Annotated in this window: 16 protein-coding genes; 9 read left to right on the top strand and 7 right to left on the bottom strand. The window is 57.9% G+C overall.

Annotation, left to right across the window (positions count from 1 at the left end):
• Positions 1–64: 64 nt before the first annotated feature.
• The 5 genes from BLV09_RS10335 to BLV09_RS10355 form a co-directional block, all read right to left on the bottom strand.
• A complete protein-coding gene (locus tag BLV09_RS10335) occupies positions 65–808 on the bottom strand; it encodes an SDR family NAD(P)-dependent oxidoreductase (protein ID WP_146687211.1) in 744 nt (247 codons plus the stop codon).
• A 31-nt stretch (positions 809–839) separates the two neighbouring features.
• The gene (locus tag BLV09_RS10340) at positions 840–1,598 is read right to left on the bottom strand and encodes an enoyl-CoA hydratase/isomerase family protein (protein WP_146687212.1); all 759 of its coding nucleotides are present in this window, start codon (positions 1,596–1,598) and stop codon (positions 840–842) included.
• Entirely contained in the window at positions 1,595–3,217 is a 1,623-nt protein-coding gene (locus BLV09_RS10345; RefSeq protein WP_146687213.1) for an AMP-binding protein, read from the bottom strand. Before BLV09_RS10345 ends, BLV09_RS10340 begins: the two co-directional genes overlap by 4 nt.
• On the bottom strand, positions 3,217–3,999 hold the full coding sequence (locus BLV09_RS10350; RefSeq protein ID WP_146687214.1) for an SDR family NAD(P)-dependent oxidoreductase: 783 nt from the start codon (positions 3,997–3,999) through the stop codon (positions 3,217–3,219). The genes BLV09_RS10345 and BLV09_RS10350 overlap by 1 nt, the downstream gene beginning before the upstream one ends.
• An 87-nt stretch (positions 4,000–4,086) precedes the next feature.
• Positions 4,087–5,226, bottom strand: coding sequence for an acyl-CoA dehydrogenase family protein (locus BLV09_RS10355; protein WP_244549030.1), 1,140 nt, complete (start codon positions 5,224–5,226; stop codon positions 4,087–4,089).
• A 214-nt stretch (positions 5,227–5,440) separates the two neighbouring features.
• Here BLV09_RS10355 and BLV09_RS10360 point away from each other — a divergent pair, with 214 nt between their 5' ends.
• The 8 genes from BLV09_RS10360 to BLV09_RS10395 all read left to right on the top strand — a co-directional run bounded on the left by BLV09_RS10360 (position 5,441) and on the right by BLV09_RS10395 (position 14,126).
• A complete protein-coding gene (locus BLV09_RS10360) occupies positions 5,441–6,682 on the top strand; it encodes an ABC transporter substrate-binding protein (protein ID WP_146687215.1) in 1,242 nt (413 codons plus the stop codon).
• 181 nt (positions 6,683–6,863) lie between these two features.
• Entirely contained in the window at positions 6,864–7,544 is a 681-nt protein-coding gene (locus BLV09_RS10365; protein WP_100381100.1) for a TetR/AcrR family transcriptional regulator, read from the top strand.
• A gap of 39 nt (positions 7,545–7,583) precedes the next feature.
• Positions 7,584–8,048: a tripartite tricarboxylate transporter TctB family protein gene (locus tag BLV09_RS10370; protein ID WP_146687216.1), complete on the top strand. Its 465-nt coding sequence runs from the start codon at positions 7,584–7,586 to the stop codon at positions 8,046–8,048.
• Positions 8,049–8,051: 3 nt separating this feature from the next.
• The gene (locus tag BLV09_RS10375) at positions 8,052–9,599 is read left to right on the top strand and encodes a tripartite tricarboxylate transporter permease (RefSeq protein WP_146687217.1); all 1,548 of its coding nucleotides are present in this window, start codon (positions 8,052–8,054) and stop codon (positions 9,597–9,599) included.
• Positions 9,600–9,710: 111 nt separating this feature from the next.
• Positions 9,711–10,910 carry a thiolase family protein gene (locus BLV09_RS10380; protein WP_146687218.1) on the top strand — a complete coding sequence of 400 codons (1,200 nt, stop codon included), beginning with the start codon at positions 9,711–9,713 and terminating at the stop codon, positions 10,908–10,910.
• Positions 10,907–11,341 carry a Zn-ribbon domain-containing OB-fold protein gene (locus BLV09_RS10385; RefSeq protein WP_146687219.1) on the top strand — a complete coding sequence of 145 codons (435 nt, stop codon included), beginning with the start codon at positions 10,907–10,909 and terminating at the stop codon, positions 11,339–11,341. The genes BLV09_RS10380 and BLV09_RS10385 overlap by 4 nt, the downstream gene beginning before the upstream one ends.
• A 76-nt stretch (positions 11,342–11,417) precedes the next feature.
• Positions 11,418–12,392 carry a Bug family tripartite tricarboxylate transporter substrate binding protein gene (locus BLV09_RS10390; RefSeq protein ID WP_167558681.1) on the top strand — a complete coding sequence of 325 codons (975 nt, stop codon included), beginning with the start codon at positions 11,418–11,420 and terminating at the stop codon, positions 12,390–12,392.
• A gap of 78 nt (positions 12,393–12,470) precedes the next feature.
• Positions 12,471–14,126 carry an AMP-binding protein gene (locus BLV09_RS10395; RefSeq protein ID WP_167558682.1) on the top strand — a complete coding sequence of 552 codons (1,656 nt, stop codon included), beginning with the start codon at positions 12,471–12,473 and terminating at the stop codon, positions 14,124–14,126.
• Positions 14,127–14,196: 70 nt separating this feature from the next.
• Here BLV09_RS10395 and BLV09_RS10400 read toward each other — a convergent pair whose 3' ends face one another.
• Positions 14,197–14,907 carry a nitroreductase gene (locus BLV09_RS10400; RefSeq protein ID WP_100381094.1) on the bottom strand — a complete coding sequence of 237 codons (711 nt, stop codon included), beginning with the start codon at positions 14,905–14,907 and terminating at the stop codon, positions 14,197–14,199.
• Positions 14,908–15,423: 516 nt separating this feature from the next.
• Between BLV09_RS10400 and BLV09_RS10405 the strand changes: the two genes are divergently transcribed.
• A complete protein-coding gene (locus tag BLV09_RS10405) occupies positions 15,424–16,830 on the top strand; it encodes an IS1182 family transposase (RefSeq protein ID WP_146686901.1) in 1,407 nt (468 codons plus the stop codon).
• Between the two features lie 211 nt (positions 16,831–17,041).
• Here the strand turns inward: BLV09_RS10405 and BLV09_RS10410 are convergent, their stop codons facing one another.
• The gene (locus BLV09_RS10410; RefSeq protein ID WP_244549031.1) at positions 17,042–18,826 is read right to left on the bottom strand and encodes an adenylate/guanylate cyclase domain-containing protein; all 1,785 of its coding nucleotides are present in this window, start codon (positions 18,824–18,826) and stop codon (positions 17,042–17,044) included.
• Between the last annotated feature and the right edge of the window lie 113 nt (positions 18,827–18,939).

The following is an 18,939-nucleotide window of genomic DNA, read 5'->3' on the forward strand; positions in this document are numbered from 1 at the left end:
TCATGCCGCTGTTCCGTCGCCGACCGGGTTGTGCCCGGCGCGGCGTGATTGGAGCCGTGCGTTGTCAGTCGACCATTGTCAGGCCGCCGCTCACGCTCAGCACCTGCCCGGTGACGAAGCGTGACCGATCGGAAGCAAAAAACAGAATTGCGTCGGCGATCTCGGATGGCTGCGCGACCCGCTTCATCGGAATGGCGTTGACCAGCGCCTCACGCATCTTTTCTGATTGCGAGGCGAACAGCGGCGTGTCGGTCGGTCCTGGGCAGACACAGTTCGCGCGCACGTTCTTGCGAACGACCTCGCGCGCCAGCGACTTGGTGAAGGCGATAATGCCGCCTTTCGCGCCGGCATAGACGGCTTCGCCATAAGAGCCGACACGGCCCGCATCAGACGACACGTTGACGATGCGGCCCGACCCGGAAGCGAAAAGCAGCGGCAGCAGCGCTCGCGTTACCTGCACCGGACCCATGAAATTCAGTGCGACGATCTTGGCCCAATATTCCGGCGGGTTGTTCATGAAGGGCTCGATAATGTCCCAACCGGCAGCATTGACCAAAACGTCGAGGCGGCCGAGTTCGGACTCGATCCTGGCAGCGAGTACTTCGGCGGAGGCTCGGTCGGTCACATCGAGGGCCATGAAACGCGTATCGCCGACAGACTTCAACTCGCTCGCCGCCTTTTCGCCTGCGGCCACGTTGACGTCGGTCAGCACGACCCTGGCGCCGACTTCGGCGAATGCACGGGCTGTCGCTAAACCGATCCCGGAGGCGGCACCCGTGATGACCACGATCTCGTCCTTGAACTTCATAGTTGTCTCCTTGTCGAATACTTTTGGGGGTTCATCTCGCTTTCGAGGCGAAGAATGCCTCCACGCGCTGACGTGCTTCTTCCGTGCGCATGATGTGGCGCGGCTTTTCGATTTCGCGGGCGTATCCATCGACGGCCGGATCGAACCAGGCAGCGATACAATCCTTCGATGCGACGAGCGCCCCGCGCGAAAGACCGGCGACGTGCGTTGCGATTTCGCCGACGCGCGTGTCGAGTTCAGCGGCGTCCGCGGACCATTGAACAATCCCGAGCCGCGCGGCCTCCGCCCCATCGACTATTTCGCCGCCGAGGATCAGCCGTGATGAAACGCCGGGCCCGCAGAGCCGCGTTAGACGCTGCGTGCCGCCGGCACCGGGAATCATCCCGACGCGAGCCTCGGGCAAACCGAGCTTGGCCCGCGTCGATGCAATGCGGAGGTCGCAGGCGAGCGCCAACTCCAGGCCGCCGCCCAGCGCCGGGCCGTCGATGACGGCAAGCGTCACCGTTTCAAGCGATTCGAGACGGTTGAATAGCCCGTGTAGCGATTCCACGTATTCGATCATCCTTTCAACGCCATCGGGTGCGACGAAATAACCGCGGATCAGTGTGAGATCGGCGCCGGCACAGAAGCATCTCTGATCACTGCGTACGACCAGGACGGTCGGCTTCATTTGCTCGACTTCGCCCAGCGCGCCGTTGAGCGCCAAGACAAACGCGGGATCGATCGCGTTGACGGGCGGACGGCTCATCAACATCGTCGCGATCGCGCCGGATTGCTCCACACGAATCATGACTGCCTGCCATCGGCCGATTCAGCGAGCTTCTTGCGGATGAGAAACTTTTGAATCTTGCCGCTCGGGTTCATGGGCAGTGCCGGCCAGATCTCGAGGCGCTCGGGCATCTTGAATCGTGCCACGCCCTTGGCGAGGAGAAATTCAACGACTTCGGCAAGCGTCACGCTGCAACCGGACCGCACGACGACAACGGCGCAGCCGGTCTCACCGAGGCGCGGATGAGGAACCGCGACCACGGCTGCCGATTGGATCGCAGGGTGGCTCACGAGATAGTCTTCGACCTCCCGGACGGAGATGTTCTGACCGCCGCGAACGATGATGTCCTTGAGCCGCCCCACGATGCGCAGCGAGCCGTCCGGAAGCAAGCGGGCGAGATCGCCGGAGCGATACCAGCCGTCGGCGGCAAGGTCTTTCGCGGTCAACTCCGGTTCGTCGAGATAACCGACAAAGGTGTTGGGTCCGCGCGAAAATTCCTCGCCGATCTCACCGACCGGCAGCACCAAACCCTCTGTCGAGACGATGCGCACCTCGATGCCGCCGAGCGGTCGCCCGTCGGTCGTCCAGGCGTTCTCCGCCGGATCGTCGGGATGCACGACTGTATGCGGCGGACTCTCGGTCGAGCCATAGATCGACATTACGCGCAATCCGATCGCGCCTGCTTTCCGCACCAAGGCTTCGGGGACCGGCGCACCGCCGCACATGAAATAGCGCAGGTCCGGAAGACCTGAGCCGGTCTGTTCGAGCGCGGCGGCGATATCGGCGAGAAACGGGGTCGCGCCCATCGTCCAGGTGCAGCGGTGATCGGCGAGTTGCCGCGCCGCGCGGCCTCCTTCGAACACGTCGAGCAACGATAACGTCCCGCCGAGTGTCAGCGTCATCACGACGCCATGCATGAAACCGGTGGTGTGCGAAACCGGCGACGGCATGAAGGCGATATCGTTCGCGCCGATCGCCAATGCCCGCGACAGCGCCCTCTCGCCAAACAGGATCGTATTATGCGTGTGGACCGCGCCTTTCGAGCGCGATTCCGTGCCGGATGTGAACAGAACCGCCGCCGGATCGTCGGCCGCGAGTTTAACCACGCCGGCGTTCGCCGTATACGAACACGCCTCCGTCCAAGGCGTTCCAATGTCGACCTCGCCGTCGCCGACCCGAACGATGGTCTGACCGGCAAGAGCCGCAGCGTTGATTTCGGATAGAGCGACTGTGAAATCGACGCTGCGAAAGCGGCCGGAAACGAACAGTGCGCGGCTGCCGCATTTTGTCAGCACATAAGCGATATCGGCCCTGCCATAGGTGACAGGAATCGGATTGACGATCGCACCACGTTTCATTGTCGCGACAAAGGCGACGACCGTCGCGCACCAATTCGGCAGGCAGACCGTGACGATGTCGCCTCGTTCGACGCCGCGCGACGCGAGGAAGCCTGCAAGCCGATCCGACTGCGCGCCGAGTTCGGCATAGGTCAATTGTTCACCGGAGGCGTCGCGCACCGCAATCTTGTCCGGCGCACGGCACGCCGCCGCGCCGATCAGGCCAGGAATAGTGTCATCGCGCCAGTAACCGGCAGCATGGTATTCGGCCGTGCGGCCCGGATCTGGCCTCGGCATCCACATCAGGCGGCACCTCCCGATTTCGGACGGCCCGCAATATGGCTGTGAATGCTGCCGAGCAGGCCACCGTCTACGAGTATGTTCTGACCTGTCAGGTAGCCGGCGTCGGACGAGATCAGGAACTCGACCACGCCAGCCAGATCGCGAACCGGATCGCCGATCCGGTGCATCGGTATCAGCGCCTCCCGTGCGGCCTTCTTCTCCGGATCGGCATAAATCGGAGCGGTCATCGCGCTGAGAAACAAACCGGGCGAAACGGCGTTAACGCGCACGCCTGACGCCGCCCATTCCAGGGCCAGTGTACGGACAAGCATAATCAACGCTGCCTTGCTCGGGCTGTAGGCGCCGGTCCCGGGATAAGGCTCCACGCCGGACATCGACGCCACCGCGACAAATGACCCCTTGCTGGCTGCAAGATGGGGCTGCGCGGCGCGCGCCAACATCCAGGGAGCGCGCACATTGACCGAGAAGATTCGATCCCAGGCCTCATCCTCGAGTTCGGCAAGCATCCCCGGCGCCACAATCCCCGCGTTGGAAATTATCGCGTCGAGCCCTCCGAGAGATGCTGCGGCCTTCTCAACGAGAGCGGCCGGCGTCGCCGGATCGCGCAAATCGCCGACCAGACCTTCGACCTCGGCGCCTCGATTCCTGCAGACCGAGACGGCTTCATCGTGTTCGCGCGATGAAACCGACGCGCAAAGCGCAAGATGCGCGCCGGGCTTGGCCAACCTTTCGGCGATGGCGCGTCCGATGCCACGGCTTGCACCGGTTAGAAGGATTCGCATTATCTTTCATCCCTTCACATGACTCAAAGCACAACCGGTGAAAATGCTTTCATAGTCCGGCTGGACGGTCGTTATTGCTCTTCTGGATCACAGCGTCCGTCCGATGATCTCGCGCATGATCTCGTTGGAGCCGCCGTAGATGCGGTGGACGCGGGCATCCGCGAATGCGCGCGCGATCGGATACTCCCACATGTAACCGTAGCCGCCGTGAAGCTGCAGACATTGATCGACCACGCGCCCCATCAATTCGGTGCACCAGTACTTCGCCATTGCAGCGACCACGACATCGAGCCGCCCTTCGTTCGCCTCGCGCAGGCAGCGATCGATAAAAACCTGGGCAATCTCGATCTCGGTCTTGACCTCGGCCAGGCGGAAACGCGTGTTCTGGAAATCCGCGACCGGGGTTCCGAAGGCCTTGCGCTCGCGTGTGTAGTCGCGGGTCCATGCAAGCGCGGCCACCGAAGTCGCTACGGCACCGACCGCGATCTGAAGCCGTTCCCAGGCGAGTTCTTTCGCCAGCAACCGGAAGCCCCCTCCTTCTTCGCCGAGAATGTTGGCAGCCGGAATCCGCACGTTGTCGAAGAAGAGCTCGCAAGTATCCTGCGCCTTCATCCCAATCTTCTCGAAATTCTTACCTCGGGTGACGCCGGATCGAGAGGCCTCGACCACGACCAGCGTAATATCCTTCGCGCCCGCCTCATTCGATTTGGCTGCGACGAGCAGCAGATCGGCGCATTGACCATTGGTTATGAAGGTCTTCTGACCATTCAACACCAAGTCCTCGCCGTCGCGGATCGCCGTCGTACGAATCGAACGCAGGTCGGAGCCGGCGCTCGGCTCGGTCAAAACAATGGCGCCGATCATGTCGCCGGCGGCCATGGCCGGAAGCCAGCGATGCTTCTGCTCGTCCGTTCCGTAATTCAGGATGTACGGCGCCACGATGTCGGAATGCGTCGAGAAGCCTGGACCGGACAGGCCGAGATATGATTGCTCTTCGATCAGTACGGCTGCAGCCAGGCGGTCGGCACCGCCGCCGCCATATTCCGCCGGCAAAGCAACACAAAGCAGACCTGCCTCCCCGGCCTTCTTCCAGACAGATCGGGGCGCGACTCCGGCCTTCTCCCAATCGCGGTGATGAGGAACGACCTCCCGTTCGAAGAACTTCCGCGCCGACTCGCGAAGCATGTCGTGCTCAAACGAGAAGATTTCACGCGCCAATATCGCCATGGCGGCCCTCCGGGTTTGTGCTTGGGATTCAGCCGAGAATTGGGTCCCAATTTGAGTTGACTGACTGTTCAATCATCTCTAAGGATAAGTCAAGCACACATTGAAGGTGCCGACGCGAACAGAGATTGCCGCAAATTCTTGTTGCGGCTCTCGCCGGCCACGAAGCCCGGCCTCGCGAACGTGTTTTGCCGGGTGGATACAGGAGGAGTGAGGCATGAAACTCGATCGCCGCACGCTCATGGGAGGCGGCCTTGCTTTCGCTGGCGTCGTTTGGTCTGCCGGCGTTTCGCGCGCCCAGGCCGCGAGCACAATTCGCATCGGCCATATCACCGATATGGCTGGCGTCTATCGAGATGTGGAAGGCCCTACCAGCGTCGCCTGCGTGAAGCAGGCGATCGAAGAATTCGTCGCACAAAACCCTGAGATAAAAATCGAGCTTCTCGTCGCCGATCATCAGAACAAGGCGGATGTCGGGCTCGGGATCATCCGGCGCTGGTTCGATGAAAACGACGTCGACGTCATCACCAATGTCGGCAACTCCTCCGTGGCTCTCGGTGCCAAGACACTCGTCGAGAACAAGGACAAGGTCGCGCTGATCACGTCCGCCGGCAGCTCCGATCTCACCGGCAAGAGCTGCAGCACAAACATGCTGCATTGGTCCTGGGATTCCTGGTGCCTCGCCCATTCGACAGCGACGTCGCTGGTCAGGGCCGGCGGGGACAAGTGGTTCTTTGTGACAGCGGACTACGCTTTCGGGCACGCGGCGCAAGCCGACGCGACGAAATTCGTGGAACTCGCCGGCGGCGAGGTGCTGGGCTTCGTTCGCTACCCCTATGGTGCAACAAGCGATTTTTCGTCCTTCCTGCTCCGCGCACAAAGCAGCGGCGCCAACGTCGTCGCTTTTGCCAATTCCGGCGCCGATCTTATCAATTGTCTGAAGCAGGCTGAGGAATTCGGCCTGACGGCATCAGGCGCACGGCTCGCCGCCATGGTCGGTTACATCACCGATGTTCTCGGCATGGGCTTGCAAGTTGCCAAGAGTCTTACGCTGACTGAGACCTTTTATTGGGATCTCAACGACCGCACCCGCACATTCATGAACCGCATCAAGCCGAAGCTTGAGAATGGCGTGTTCCCAAATATGAGCCAGGCCGGTGATTATTCCGCGACCCTGCATTACCTCAAGGCAGTCCGGGAACTCGGAGTTGGGCGTGCCAAAGCGTCGGGTCGTGACGTTATTGAACTCATGAAGAAGATGCCGACAGACGACGATTGCTTCGGCCAAGGGAGCATCCGGGCCGACGGCCGCAAGATTCATCCCGCCTATCTTTTCGAGGTGAAAAAGCCGGAGGAAAGTAAACAGCGCGGCGACATCTACAAGCTCATATCGACCCTGCCCGCTGACGAGGCTTTCCGCCCGATCACCGAAGGCAATTGCCCGTTGATCCACAGCTGATGAGGTGATTCCCTGCCATGTCCGGAGATATCGAGATCAAGCTATGCCCTGCGATGCCGGAGGCGCTACAGGGGTTGGCTCCCCAAGAACGCATTCACATTACCAGGCCTGAACTCACCCGGCGGAGGCCGGCAAAATATCACTTGGCTGAACAGCCATTCATTTTAGGCAGAGCCCGAACATGACCTATGAAGTGACCAGCATCGTTGAAGATGCTGCCCTCGTCGAGAAGCGGCGGAAGCAGATCGTGGATGCCGCGACCACACTGTTTTCTTCGCAGGGGTTCTTCCGGACCACCATCAAGGAGATCGCCAAGCTCGCCGGCATCAGCTCCGGCCTCATCTATCAATATGTGACCGACAAGGAAGACGTTCTTCTCCTGGTCCTTCTCGAAGTGGTGGATGCCTATGCTAGGGAGCTTCCGGCCGCCATTGAATCTGCCACCGATCCTCTTGATCGATGTGTCGCTGCTATCGTGGCCTATTGCCGGGTCGTAGATGCGCATCGCGCAGCAACCGTCCTCGCCTATCGATCGACCAAGTCATTATCCGAAGACCGGCGCGTGAGGATCCAACGGCGCGAGCTGGAGACCAACCAGATCATCGCCGGTGTAATCACCGAATGTGTCCGCAAGGGATATTTCAGGCGCGTGAACGTCAACGTGTTGACGTACCAGATCGTCATGACGGCCCACGCATGGGCCCTGAAGAGTTGGTATTTCAAAACGATCCTCACGCTAGACGATTATATCGAACACAGCCTGGACATTCTGCTGAAAGGCGTCCTTGCGCCCTCTGCAGAGAAAAAATGGCAATCCATTTCGAAGGACATGGCATCGCCACCGTCAAACCCGAGCCGCTAAAAGTTGGATCAAGGCAATTTCTCTGCCGAGGGGATGGAAATGTACAGCTTCCTCAACAAATACAACAAAGACTACTACGGCGGGGGCTTGATGATGCTCATCGGTCTTGCCGCGGCGATACAGGGCAGGACCTACAACGTGGGTACCATGAGCAAGATGGGCTCAGGCTTTTTTCCCGTTGCGCTCGGTGTACTTCTAATCCTCGCAGGCGCGATGATCGCGCTCACGGCAAAAGCTGCCGTACCTGCCGATATTAAAACGCAGGTTGCGCCGGAATGGCGCGGCTGGCTCTGCATAACCCTTGGCATCATCGCCTTCGTTGTCTTGGGACGATACGGTGGTTTGTTACCAGCTACTTTTGCAATCGTGTTTATTTCGGCGATGGGTGATCGCCAGAACACGATCGGGCAAGCACTGAGCCTGTCTCTGGTGATGACCGCTGTCGCCGTAGCGGTCTTCTGGTGGGCGCTCCAACTGCAATTTGCTTTGTTTCGTTGGGGTTGAGCAATGATCTGGCAATCCATGATCGACCTATGGCACGGATTTGGTGTGGCGCTTCAACCGCACAATTTCATGTGGTCATTTGTCGGTGTCTTAGTTGGCAATCTTATTGGTGTTCTGCCGGGCATGGGAGCGCTCTCCGCCATCTCGATGCTGCTTCCGTTGACTTATACCATGCATCCAATCCCGGCCATTTTGATGCTGGCGGGAATTTTTTACGGTTCTCAATACGGAGGCGCGATCGGCGCGATCTTGCTAAATCTGCCCTGTCACCCGCCTCACGCCGTAACCTGCCTCGACGGCTATCCTTTGACAAAGCAAGGTAAAGGCGGAACGGCGCTCGGGATAACGATGATAGCGTCGTTCTTCGCTGCATCGATCGGCATACTCGTAATGATTTTCGCTTCACCCCTGCTGGTGAGTGTCGCCTTCAAATTCGAGGCGCCGGAAATGTTCTCGATCATGCTCCTGGGCTTGCTGTGCGGCGGCACCATGTCCAGGGGACCCGCGCTTAAAGGAGCGTCGATGACCCTGGTCGGTCTCCTGATCGGCATTGTCGGCACCGACGTCAACACCGGAACCATTCGATTTTCGCTGGGTTTCGCCGAACTGACGGACAAAGTCGAACTGGTTGCACTCGCACTGGGTCTATTTGGCGTAACCGAATTCCTTCGTAGTGTAAATCGAATGGAAGCCGTCGGCGGCGGCGTTTCGGTACGACTGCGAGACATGCGCCCCAGCGTCGCCGAGTTGAAACAATCCATCTTTCCCATGCTACGCGGGACACTGATTGGCACGCTTTTTGGAGCAATGCCGGGTACGGGGCCAACTATCACAACATTTATTGCGTATGCATTGGAACGCAAAATTTCCAAAACCCCGGAACGCTTTGGGCGCGGCGCTATCGAAGGTGTCGCTAGTCCGGAAGCTGCCTCGCACTCAAAAACCCAAGTCGACTTCATTCCAACCATGAGTCTCGGCATTCCCGGAGATGCGGTGATGGCCCTCATACTCGGCGGGTTGCTGATTCAAGGCATACAGCCCGGACCGCAACTGATCACCGAGCATGCCGATCTGTTTTGGGGACTGATTGCGAGCTTCTGGATCGGAAACGTCCTGCTGATCGTGCTGAACATTCCTCTCATTGGAATCTGGGTCAAGCTGCTGCAAGTACCCTACCGTTACCTATATCCTTCAGCTTTATTTTTCATAGCGGTCGGAGTGTACAGCACGAACAATAGCCTATTCGAGGTCAGTGAGGTGCTGGTGTTTGGCTTGATAGGAGCCGTCTTCGTCGCTCTGGATTTTCCGGTGGCACCGATACTTCTTGGCTATGTCCTTGGACCGATGGTCGAAGAAAATTTTCGTCGCGCAATGTTGGTCTCACGAGGCGACCTGACGATCTTCGTTGAGCGGCCGATCAGTGCTGCCTTTATCTCTGTGTGTGCCTTGCTGATCCTGACGCAGATCTTTTTCGCCCTGCGCTCAGGTTTGGCGGAACGGCAATTTGGAGAATCGGAGCACGCAAACCTGCCAGTTACAGAGGATGTTTGAGAACAGCTGGCGCTCAGAGGAATACGCGTCGCCCGATCATCCAATTCTAACCAAAATCGCGCCTCGCTCCTTAGAACAATGAACGGAAATAGATAGAGTGGCTCAAACAAAATGAAATCCATGCGCAACGTCGCAATAATTGGAACCAGTGCGATTCCCGTGGGAAGGCATCAATCGCGAGATGACGCTGTTCTGCATAATTTGGAACACGAGATAATGGCCCGGCTCATTGTCGATGCTGTTCGTGATGCCGGTGTCGAGAAGAGCGATATTCAAAGCATGATATTCACGCTGCCCCGCCCATACACGCAACAAAAGTACTTGCATACGCTTCTCGCCGGCTACCTGAAGATGTCGTGCACAGGGACAGTGATGGAGGTTGCCGGCAACGGCATGACCGCGGCGCTCGCCTTTGATCAAGCGGCCAATGAAATTCTGCTAGGCCGAGCTAACGTCTCCCTGGCGTTGGGCATCAACATGGAAAGCGCTGTGAGCGCGTCCGCTCACATGATGAGCAGTATGCGTACGACGGGCGATGTGGACTTTCAAACTCCGGCCGGTTTTACGCCGATCTCCTGGTACGCCATGGATGCGATGCGTTACATGTATGAGTATGGCGTAGCGCGCGAGCAACTGGCTGCTGTCGCTGTAAAAAACCGGTATCACGCCTCCCTGAATCCCCTGGCCCAGTATCGCAAGGAAATTACCGTCGCTGATGTTCTGGCGCAGCGCCCGATAGTAGAACCCCTGGGCCTCTATGACGTCCCGTCCCGCGGAGACGGTGCGGCCTGTCTCGTCCTGGCGTCGGAAGATGTGGCCAAGAGCTTGGGGCGGCCATATGCGCTCGTCCGAGGCCGCGGGTTTTATCATCAAGGCGTTCATCAGATCAGCGATGTGCCGAATGACATGATCTCCTTTGAAGCCGCGCAACGAGCGTCAGCCGTAGCATATGAAGAAGCCCGAATAACCCCGAAAGATCTCGACCTGGCGGAGCTCTACGCACCGTGTACGATCGTCGAGGTGCTCGTTACCGAAGCGATTGGCTTGGCTGCTAGAGGTCAGGGAGCCCGCGCGGCGGCATCAGGGGAAACGACGCTCGGAGGCAGGATCCCCGTCTCGACCTCAGGAGGTCTAACCTCTCGCGGTCATCCAGCCTATGTAACGTCTCTCTACAACTACATTGAACTTGCAGATCAGTTACGCGGAAGAGCTGGTCAGAGACAGGTTTCGAACGCGCGCTTGGGGCTGACGATAGGTGAGCTCGGCAACTACAATGCCGCACTCGTTCATGTTTTGGAAGGCGTGAGATGAGTCTAAAAACGATCGGCCTTCCTTATAAGAGGTCATATCCCGCCAGGGTAACCGAATTCACTGCTCCATTCTGGGGCGCGCTTGCGAAAGGAGTGTTGACCAGCACCAGGTGTGAAGATTGCGGACACGTGACCTTTCCTCCGAAGCCAATGTGCCCCAATTGTTGGTCGTCCAGGATTCAATGGAAGAATTTACAGGCAACGGGCACGCTCTATTCCTGGACGCGCGTTCATGCAGCACCGGAAGTGTTCGCAAAGGAAAGCCCCTACGCGCTGGGAATCGTCGATCTGGTAGAGCGCATTCGGCTGGCGTGCCGCCTGGTCCCCCGAGACGGCGTTGATTTCCAACCAGGCATTCCGGTCGAAATCGTTGTGCTTGAATATTCTGATGGCCCGATGTTCGCCGCCCGGCCGCTCGCTCAGGGCGATTGACACACTCGACGTACACGAAACGCGTCTCCAAGAAACTGGATGCGCGCGATCAACGAACAAGACCAGGGAGACTCAAATGAAATTGCGTTCCTCGCTTCTCGCGATCCTGCTAGGTGGACTCTTTCTGGCAGGAAGCTCTCCTGTCATGGCCGAGGACTTTCCCACCCACCCGATAACAATTGTTGTTCCCTACGCCGCGGGAGGAGGAACAGATCTTCTCATGAGGGTTCTGCAGGAGCCGCTTCGTCAATTTCTGGGGCAGCCAATCATCGTTGAAAACAAGTCGGGCGCGGCAGGGGCCATTGCAGCCCGCGAAGTCGCGCATGCTGCCCCGGACGGCTACACCTTGCTGGTCGCCAACAATGGGATCGCTGTTGTTCCATTGCTGCAAACGGACGCCGGTTATGACTTCCTGAAGGATTTTGCCGCCCTCACCGTGGTGGCGAGAACGCCGATGGTCGTTATTGCCAATGGAAAACTGCCGATCAAAACTCTGCCGGATCTGATTGAATACGGAAAGCAGGAAAAAAAGGGATTGCAGTATGGGTCTGCCGGCGTCGGCTCGCTAGGCCACCTGTCTGCCGAGCTGTTCGCGAGCATGTCGGGGATCAAGCTGGAGCATCTTCCCTATCGCGGTCAAAATCCTACGATGATGGCGGTTGTTAGCGGTGAAGCTCCGATTGCCTTCACAAGCTCATCTGATGCCATGCTCGGATTCGCGAAATCTGATAAATTGAAAATTCTAGGGGTTGGATCGAGCGAGCCTTCACCTTTGCTTCCTGGTGTACCTCCAATTTCGACTTCGCTGCCAGGCTATTCGGCGGAGGTATGGCAGGGAGTTGTCGCTCCCGCTGGAACCGCGGCCGTAATTATTGCAAAGCTCAATGATGCTTTCGCCAAAGCGTTGGCACTGCCCGGCGTTCAGCAAAAATTCGTTAGCCTGACGTACTCCGCTGCCTCCACGACCCCTGCCCAGTTCTCCAAGGAGATTGCGGACGAATACGCTCGGTGGAGCACCATCATTCGTGAACGTAACATCCGGGTGGAATGATCCGAATTGGCCCCGCTCGTCCTCTAGACCGACGCTGCACGGCAGCTAGCCTGGATGCTTGCAATCCAAATTTATCAAATGTCCGAGATGAAAGAGCAGACAATGTCCGATAGTCGCCTTGATATTCGCGAACTCACGATTGGGAATATACTACGACGTCAGGCCGAGCATTACGGAAGCAAAATATTTCTGACGGAATTGAATACCGGCCGCACCTTTACGTATTCTGAAATCAATACCCAAGTGAATCGAATTTCAAACGGAATAAGAGATCTAGGCGTTACTCACGGAACGCATGTCGCGCTTCTTATGCTTAATTCGGCAGAAAATCTCTCGTGCTTCTTTGCCCTAGGAAAATTGGGCGCGGTGTCGGTCCCTATCAATACCGCGGCGCGGGGCGCAAGCCTGCGCTATTTCCTTGATCAGTCTGACTCGGAATTTGTAATAGTCGATGCAGAATTGTTACCTCGACTGGTCGAGGTGCTGGACGGCGCGCCGAAGATTCGACACGTGATTATAGCGTCTGCTGGCGAGCTGAATTCAAATGCCATTGAGCCCTCAGGCCACCGGCAAGTCGCATACCTCGATCGAATTATTACGACAAGCCGCAAGGAGGATCCGAACGCCCAGGTCGTCTGCTCAGACCTGCTGCTTCTTTCCTATACATCTGGCACAACAGGCCCTTCGAAGGGCTGCATGGTATCGCACGCCGCCGCCTTGAGCTATGGGACCGGTTATATCGAAGTTCATGGCTATCGAGACACGGACGTTTTCTATGTCTGCCTCCCCCTCTTTCACAACAATGCTCTGCTGGCGGCCACGGGATCCGCATTGCTGGTAGGCGGTTCTATCGCGCTTGCACAACGTTTTTCCGTATCCAGGTTCTGGGACGATGTTTGCCGGTCCGGCGCAACCATCACGAATTTTTTAGGGTCCATATCCAGTTTCATGTGGAATCAGCCCGCCTTACCCACTGATCGCGACAATTCACTTCGCCTCGTCAGCATGGCTCCAACGCCGAAATTCGCGGGGGCTTTTGAACAGCGTTTCGGGCTTTCCGTCATGAATAATTATGGGCTCTCGGACTTCGGAATGGCCACTGCGTTCACCGAGAATTCACCGAGGGAAAAGCTTGGCTCGATCGGAAAAGCGCGCCGCGGCATTCAAGTCAGGATTGTCGATGATCAAGACTTCGAGGTATCCAACGGGACAACCGGCGAAATTGCCCTACGCGCTGAAGAGCCTTGGCGAGCAGCAACCGGTTATTACAAAATGCCTGAGGCCACGGCCAAAGCGACCCGCAATCTTTGGTTCCACACCGGAGATCGCGGGTATAGAGACGATGATGGATATTTTTATTTTGTGGACCGAAAGAAAGATTCGATCCGCCGAAGAGGCGAAAATATTTCGTCGTTCGAAGTTGAGCAAACGATCATTGCGCATGATGCCGTAACCGAGGCCGCGGCATTTCCAGTCAAAATGGAATCCAGTGATGAGGAAGTGGGAGCTGCTATCGTACTTAAGCCAGGACACTCCGTCTCGGAACGAGAGATCATAGAGCATTGTCAAAAGAACATGGCCTATTTCATGGTGCCACGCTTTATCCAGTTTCGGTTGGAGCTACCCATGACTCAAAACGGTAAGGTCGAAAAATATAAACTGCAGGAGGATGCTGAAACTTTTATCGCCTCATTCTGGGATCGTGAAAAAGCTGGAATTCAACTAACCCGCTAAACTTAGCGAACGCTTTTTTGTAAGATCAACAATTGGCTAAGCCCATGTTTTGATTCCTCGCGACATCCTTTCAAGGTCCAAACCACGTCACGACCTCAGAGAGGGATGCTCGACTGGTTCGGAAATTGTTTGCCCCGTGTTGCTGATCCTCATACCCAAACGAGATGCCGCAGACGACCTGACGGTCTGCGGGTATGGAGAAGAATTCCCGGACAAACGGTGAATAGGCGGCAATCGCTGCCTGGGCGATCGTTGCAACGCCGAGACTTCGCGCCGCGAGCGTAAAATTCGCAACGAAGGCCCCGCAATCGACAGCTCCGTAGGTTCCAAGCGCCTCCTCAGTCGTGACGATGGCGACGTGGGGTGCGCCGAAAAGGCGAAAATTCTCCAGAGCTTGGCGGCCTGAGGCTTCGCGATCGCCACGTGCAATGCCGACGCTTTCGTATAGTTGGAAACCGCACTCACGGCGCCGTTCAAGGTAAGCGCCGCGATATTCGCGTGGAAAGGGAATATCCGGCAGCTTGACGTCGCCAAGGACATGTTGGCTGAGAAGCGAGCGAAAGCGGTCGGTCTCTGCGCCCATGGTAACGATGACCTGCCAAGGCTGCGCATTGCACCAGGATCCGGAGCGCTGCGCCAACGAAAGAATCCTTTCGATCGCCGGCCGGGCGACCGGTTCGCCTCGAAAAGCCCGACAGCTATGTCGCTCGGTCAGCAGTCGCTCGAGGGTCACGGTCTCGGCGTTGTCGATTGGGGGCACGGCGATTGCCTGGGACAGCATGATGGTCCTCTGGTAGATTACGCGGGATCAATAGCGATTGAGACCAACCTGAGTCAGAGCAATCGACGTTGATTAGCATAACATCATTTATCAGACATCGACGTTCTATAACGGCTCATTGCGCCAATTAAGCCCTCAGCAAAGATCGGCTCCGGCTATTCCCGGCTCACCGAGCGAGGATCACAATATCCTCTCAAGATAATTAGCTCAGATACCTGGTTGTTGCGGGGTAATTTGGACCTGGGCGGCCAGCCGTTCATTTTCTTGCGGTGACGTTGCAGCCAAAAACCGAACGCCAAGCAATTGATCAAGATTACTTGGCTTTCTGGACTGGTTTGGTTGCGGGGACCCGCAACAGTCGCCCGCACAGACTCGCTCCGATTGTGATTTCCTTGAGCCTGTAAGGATTTAATCTTGCCCAGTCTGCTCTACCCCCGATTGTGTTGCAAAACTCCTGTTGAGACGACTCGCGAACCGTGATTCCGTTGGTGAAGAGGTCATCAGCGGGAGCAGCGCATGATGGGGCGGCGGGAAGCTGGGCAAGGACAGTTTTTCTATTCGTTCGATCTCAACGAGGTGGTTCCAGTCGATCATCTCGTCCGGCAGATCGACGGGTTGCTCGATCTGAGTTGGGTGCACAAGGAGTTGGCACCTTACTACTCGCACACGGGACGACCCTCGATCGACCCGATGCTAATGATGCGGATGCTCCTCGTCGGCTATGTGTTTGCGATCCGCTCCGAGCGACGGATTTGCGCTGAGATTCAGGTGAACCTTGCCTATCGCTGGTTCTGCAAGCTCGGTATCGAAGACAAGATTCCCGATCACTCTGTATTCTGCCGTGCGCGGCGCGAACGCTTTCGAGAGAGCGACGCCCTACGCCGGGTATTCGAGGGTGTGGTGGCGATGAGCATTGCGGCCGGGCTAGTTGGAGGCGAAGCGTTCTCGATCGATGCAAGCCTGATCAAGGCAGATGTGGACAAGAAGAAGCGGACACCTGGCGACCAGCCAATTGCATGGCCAAAGGCAGAGGAGGCATCCCATGCGGTTCGCGAGTATCTCGTAGCCCTCGATGCCGCTCGCGGCGACGAGGATCGTGGTGGAGACGGTGGCGGTTCGGGCGAAGGCGGCTATCGACGCAAACCTCCCAAAGAAATCTCGCTCACCGATCCACAAGCCACATGGGTTGCGAGGCCGGGCCTGGACCCATTCTTTGCCTATGATGCGAACTACCTGATCGACAACAAGGTCGGGATCATCGTCGATGCCATGGGCACTCGGGCGAACCGAACCGTAGAAATTGCCGTCACCCAGACCATGGTGGACCGCGTTGAGCGCCGCTTCGATCTGCGGCCCCGAAGGCTCGCGGGCGACACGGTCTATGGTGCGGTCAGGCTGCTCAAATGGCTGGTGGATCGCAACATCACGCCGCACGTACCGGTGTGGGACAAGTCGACGCGCCCCGATGGCACCTTCAGCCGTGCTGACTTCGTCTTCGATCAGGAGCGCAACATCTATGTTTGCCCAGGCGGTGCGGAACTGACCAGCACAGGCAATATCGATCAAGGCCACATCGTTTACTACAGGGCCAGCAAGAGCGACTGCTCGCGCTGTTCATTGAAGCCGAAGTGCACGACGGCGATCGTGCGCAAAATTACCCGCGACCTCAACGAGGATGTGCGGGATCGTGTCCGTGCGTTGGCCAATACGGAAGCCTTCCAGCAGTCGCGCCGCGAGCGCAAGAAGGTCGAGATGCGATTTGCGCACATGAAACGGATTCTCAGGCTCGACCGGTTTCGGCTGCGGGGCTTGAGCGGCGTCAGGGACGAAGTGCTGCTTACAGCTACCGCGCAGAACCTGAGGCGGCTCGCCAAGCTTCTCTGCCATGCCCCGCCACCTCTGGGAACTGCTTGCCTCGCATAGGCACCGCGGCCGACAAGGGAGAACGCAAACAAGGTGGCCGGGCTAAAACGCGAAAGCTCTGCAATCGAGACCAGCCGAGTTTTGCAACACAATCCCCCCGGAAGCAGACATTGACTGCAGATGACGGAAGGTCGGCTAAGTGCCCAACAGCGGAAGTCGCGCCTTTATTCGGTCACCTCGTCACAAACGGGCGAGCACCTGACTGCGACGGTCATTCGGGCAGCCCGGCTTGCCGCAATCCTTCTTCCAATCGCGAGAGGTCTTCGGCCCGCCGAAAAGGGGGGAGCACGTCTTTGAGATTGGAAATACGTAGCGCGGGATTGAGTTGCCGCAGTCGAGCCATTGCCTTGTGTGCTTGCTCCGGCCGTCCGACCATTGCATTGCTTGCGGCGGCGATACGTAAACCGGGTTGAGAGTCCGGATTGTCCTGCAATGTCATTGCCGCCCATGACACAGCTTCGTCATAGCGGCCCAGGAAGAAATGGGCAAACGCGGTTCCGCTTCGCATTCCTGCCACAAACGGACCAAGTGGGCTCAGGCGCAAGGCACGAGCGAAGCGCTCGATCGCCGCCTCCGGCTCGCCGAGCCAGATTTTCACCCAGCCGCCCCAAAACCATGCCTCGGCCAAATTGGAATTGAGCGCAAGCGCGCGATCGCTCAAGGCGGCACCTGCCTCGAGATCGTGAACAACAAAAGCTAGCGCCCACCCGCTGGGGGCGAGCGCGGCCGCGTCATCCTTGCCCAACTCAACCGCCCGCTGGGCGAGCCTCGTCACTTCAGCCATGTCGTTCGCTGTGTTTGAAAACCAGCCATTGATCTTGGCCCAGACGTAGCACAAGGCAGCAAGGGCGTAGGCAGATGCAAAATCCGGGTCGAGCTCGATCGCGCGGTTGAATAGACGCAATGTCTCCTCGTTCGCTTGCCGGTTGCCAAACTGATAAAGCTTGGCCAAACCGCGCAAATAGAGGGCATAGGCGTCGAGACTCTCGGTCGGCTTGCGTTTGGCACGCTCGATCTCGGCTTTTTCCACCGTCGGCGCGATCGCCCCGACAACGCTCTCGGTCACCTGGTCCTGCAGATCGAAGATGTCGCCGAGACTACCATCAAACCGTTCTGCCCAAAGATGTGCCCCGGTGGCGGTATCGACGAGCTGTCCCGTGATGCGTACTCGATTTCCCGCTTTGCGAACGCTGCCTTCCAACACGTAGCGTACCCCAAGTTCGCGCCCGACCTGCTTCACATCGACGGCGCGCCCCTTGTAGGTGAAGCTCGAATTGCGGGCGATGACGAACAGCGCCTTGAAATGAGACAGCGCCGTGATGATGTCATCGACCATTCCATCCGCGAAGTAATCCTGTTCCGGATCACCGCTCATGTTGGCGAATGGCAGAACAGCGATGGAGGGCTTATCAGGGAGCGGAAGGGCGTCACCAACAGGCAGGCGGTTCGGCACAGCTGGCACGGCGCGACCGCTCGGAACGCGCCAGACCCGCATCGGTTCGGCGATATTCTTCAAGGATTGCAAGCCCAAATCCTCAAACGTTATATCTACCTTGCCACGAATTTGCCGACGCGCGTCATCCGAAATGCTGATACCGCCCGGCTCTGCAATCCCTTCGAGACGCACCGCAATATTGACCCCATCACCAAAGATATCGTTCTCTTCGATAATAATATCACCGACGTGAATGCCGATGCGGAGTTCGATCCGCTTGTCCTGCGGCACGTCGATGTTTTGTTCGGCCATGCCGCGTTGAATTTCGTCGGCACATCGCACGGCGTCGACCACGCTGGCGAACTCGGCAATAGCGCCGTCCCCGGTATTCTTGACGACACGTCCGTGATGCTCAGCGATTTTGGGATCGAAAATCGTTCTTCTAAGCGCTTTCAGTCGCGCCAGCGTGCCTTCTTCGTCTATCCCTATCAGGCGGCAAGAGCCCGCGACATCCGCCGCCAGAATTGCTGCCAGTCGTCGCTCTACGTGCTCGCTGCTCAAGATGCACCCCCGGGCCGGGGACATTGAATGGCTATATAGCAGGATTGTGGTCCGATGTCCGGCTATGCCCACGTCCGAAATGGGTTCAAAAGCTGACCTTATGGCTGGTGGCA

This window comes from Bradyrhizobium canariense, from assembly GCF_900105125.1.
Classification (GTDB): domain Bacteria; phylum Pseudomonadota; class Alphaproteobacteria; order Rhizobiales; family Xanthobacteraceae; genus Bradyrhizobium; species Bradyrhizobium canariense_A.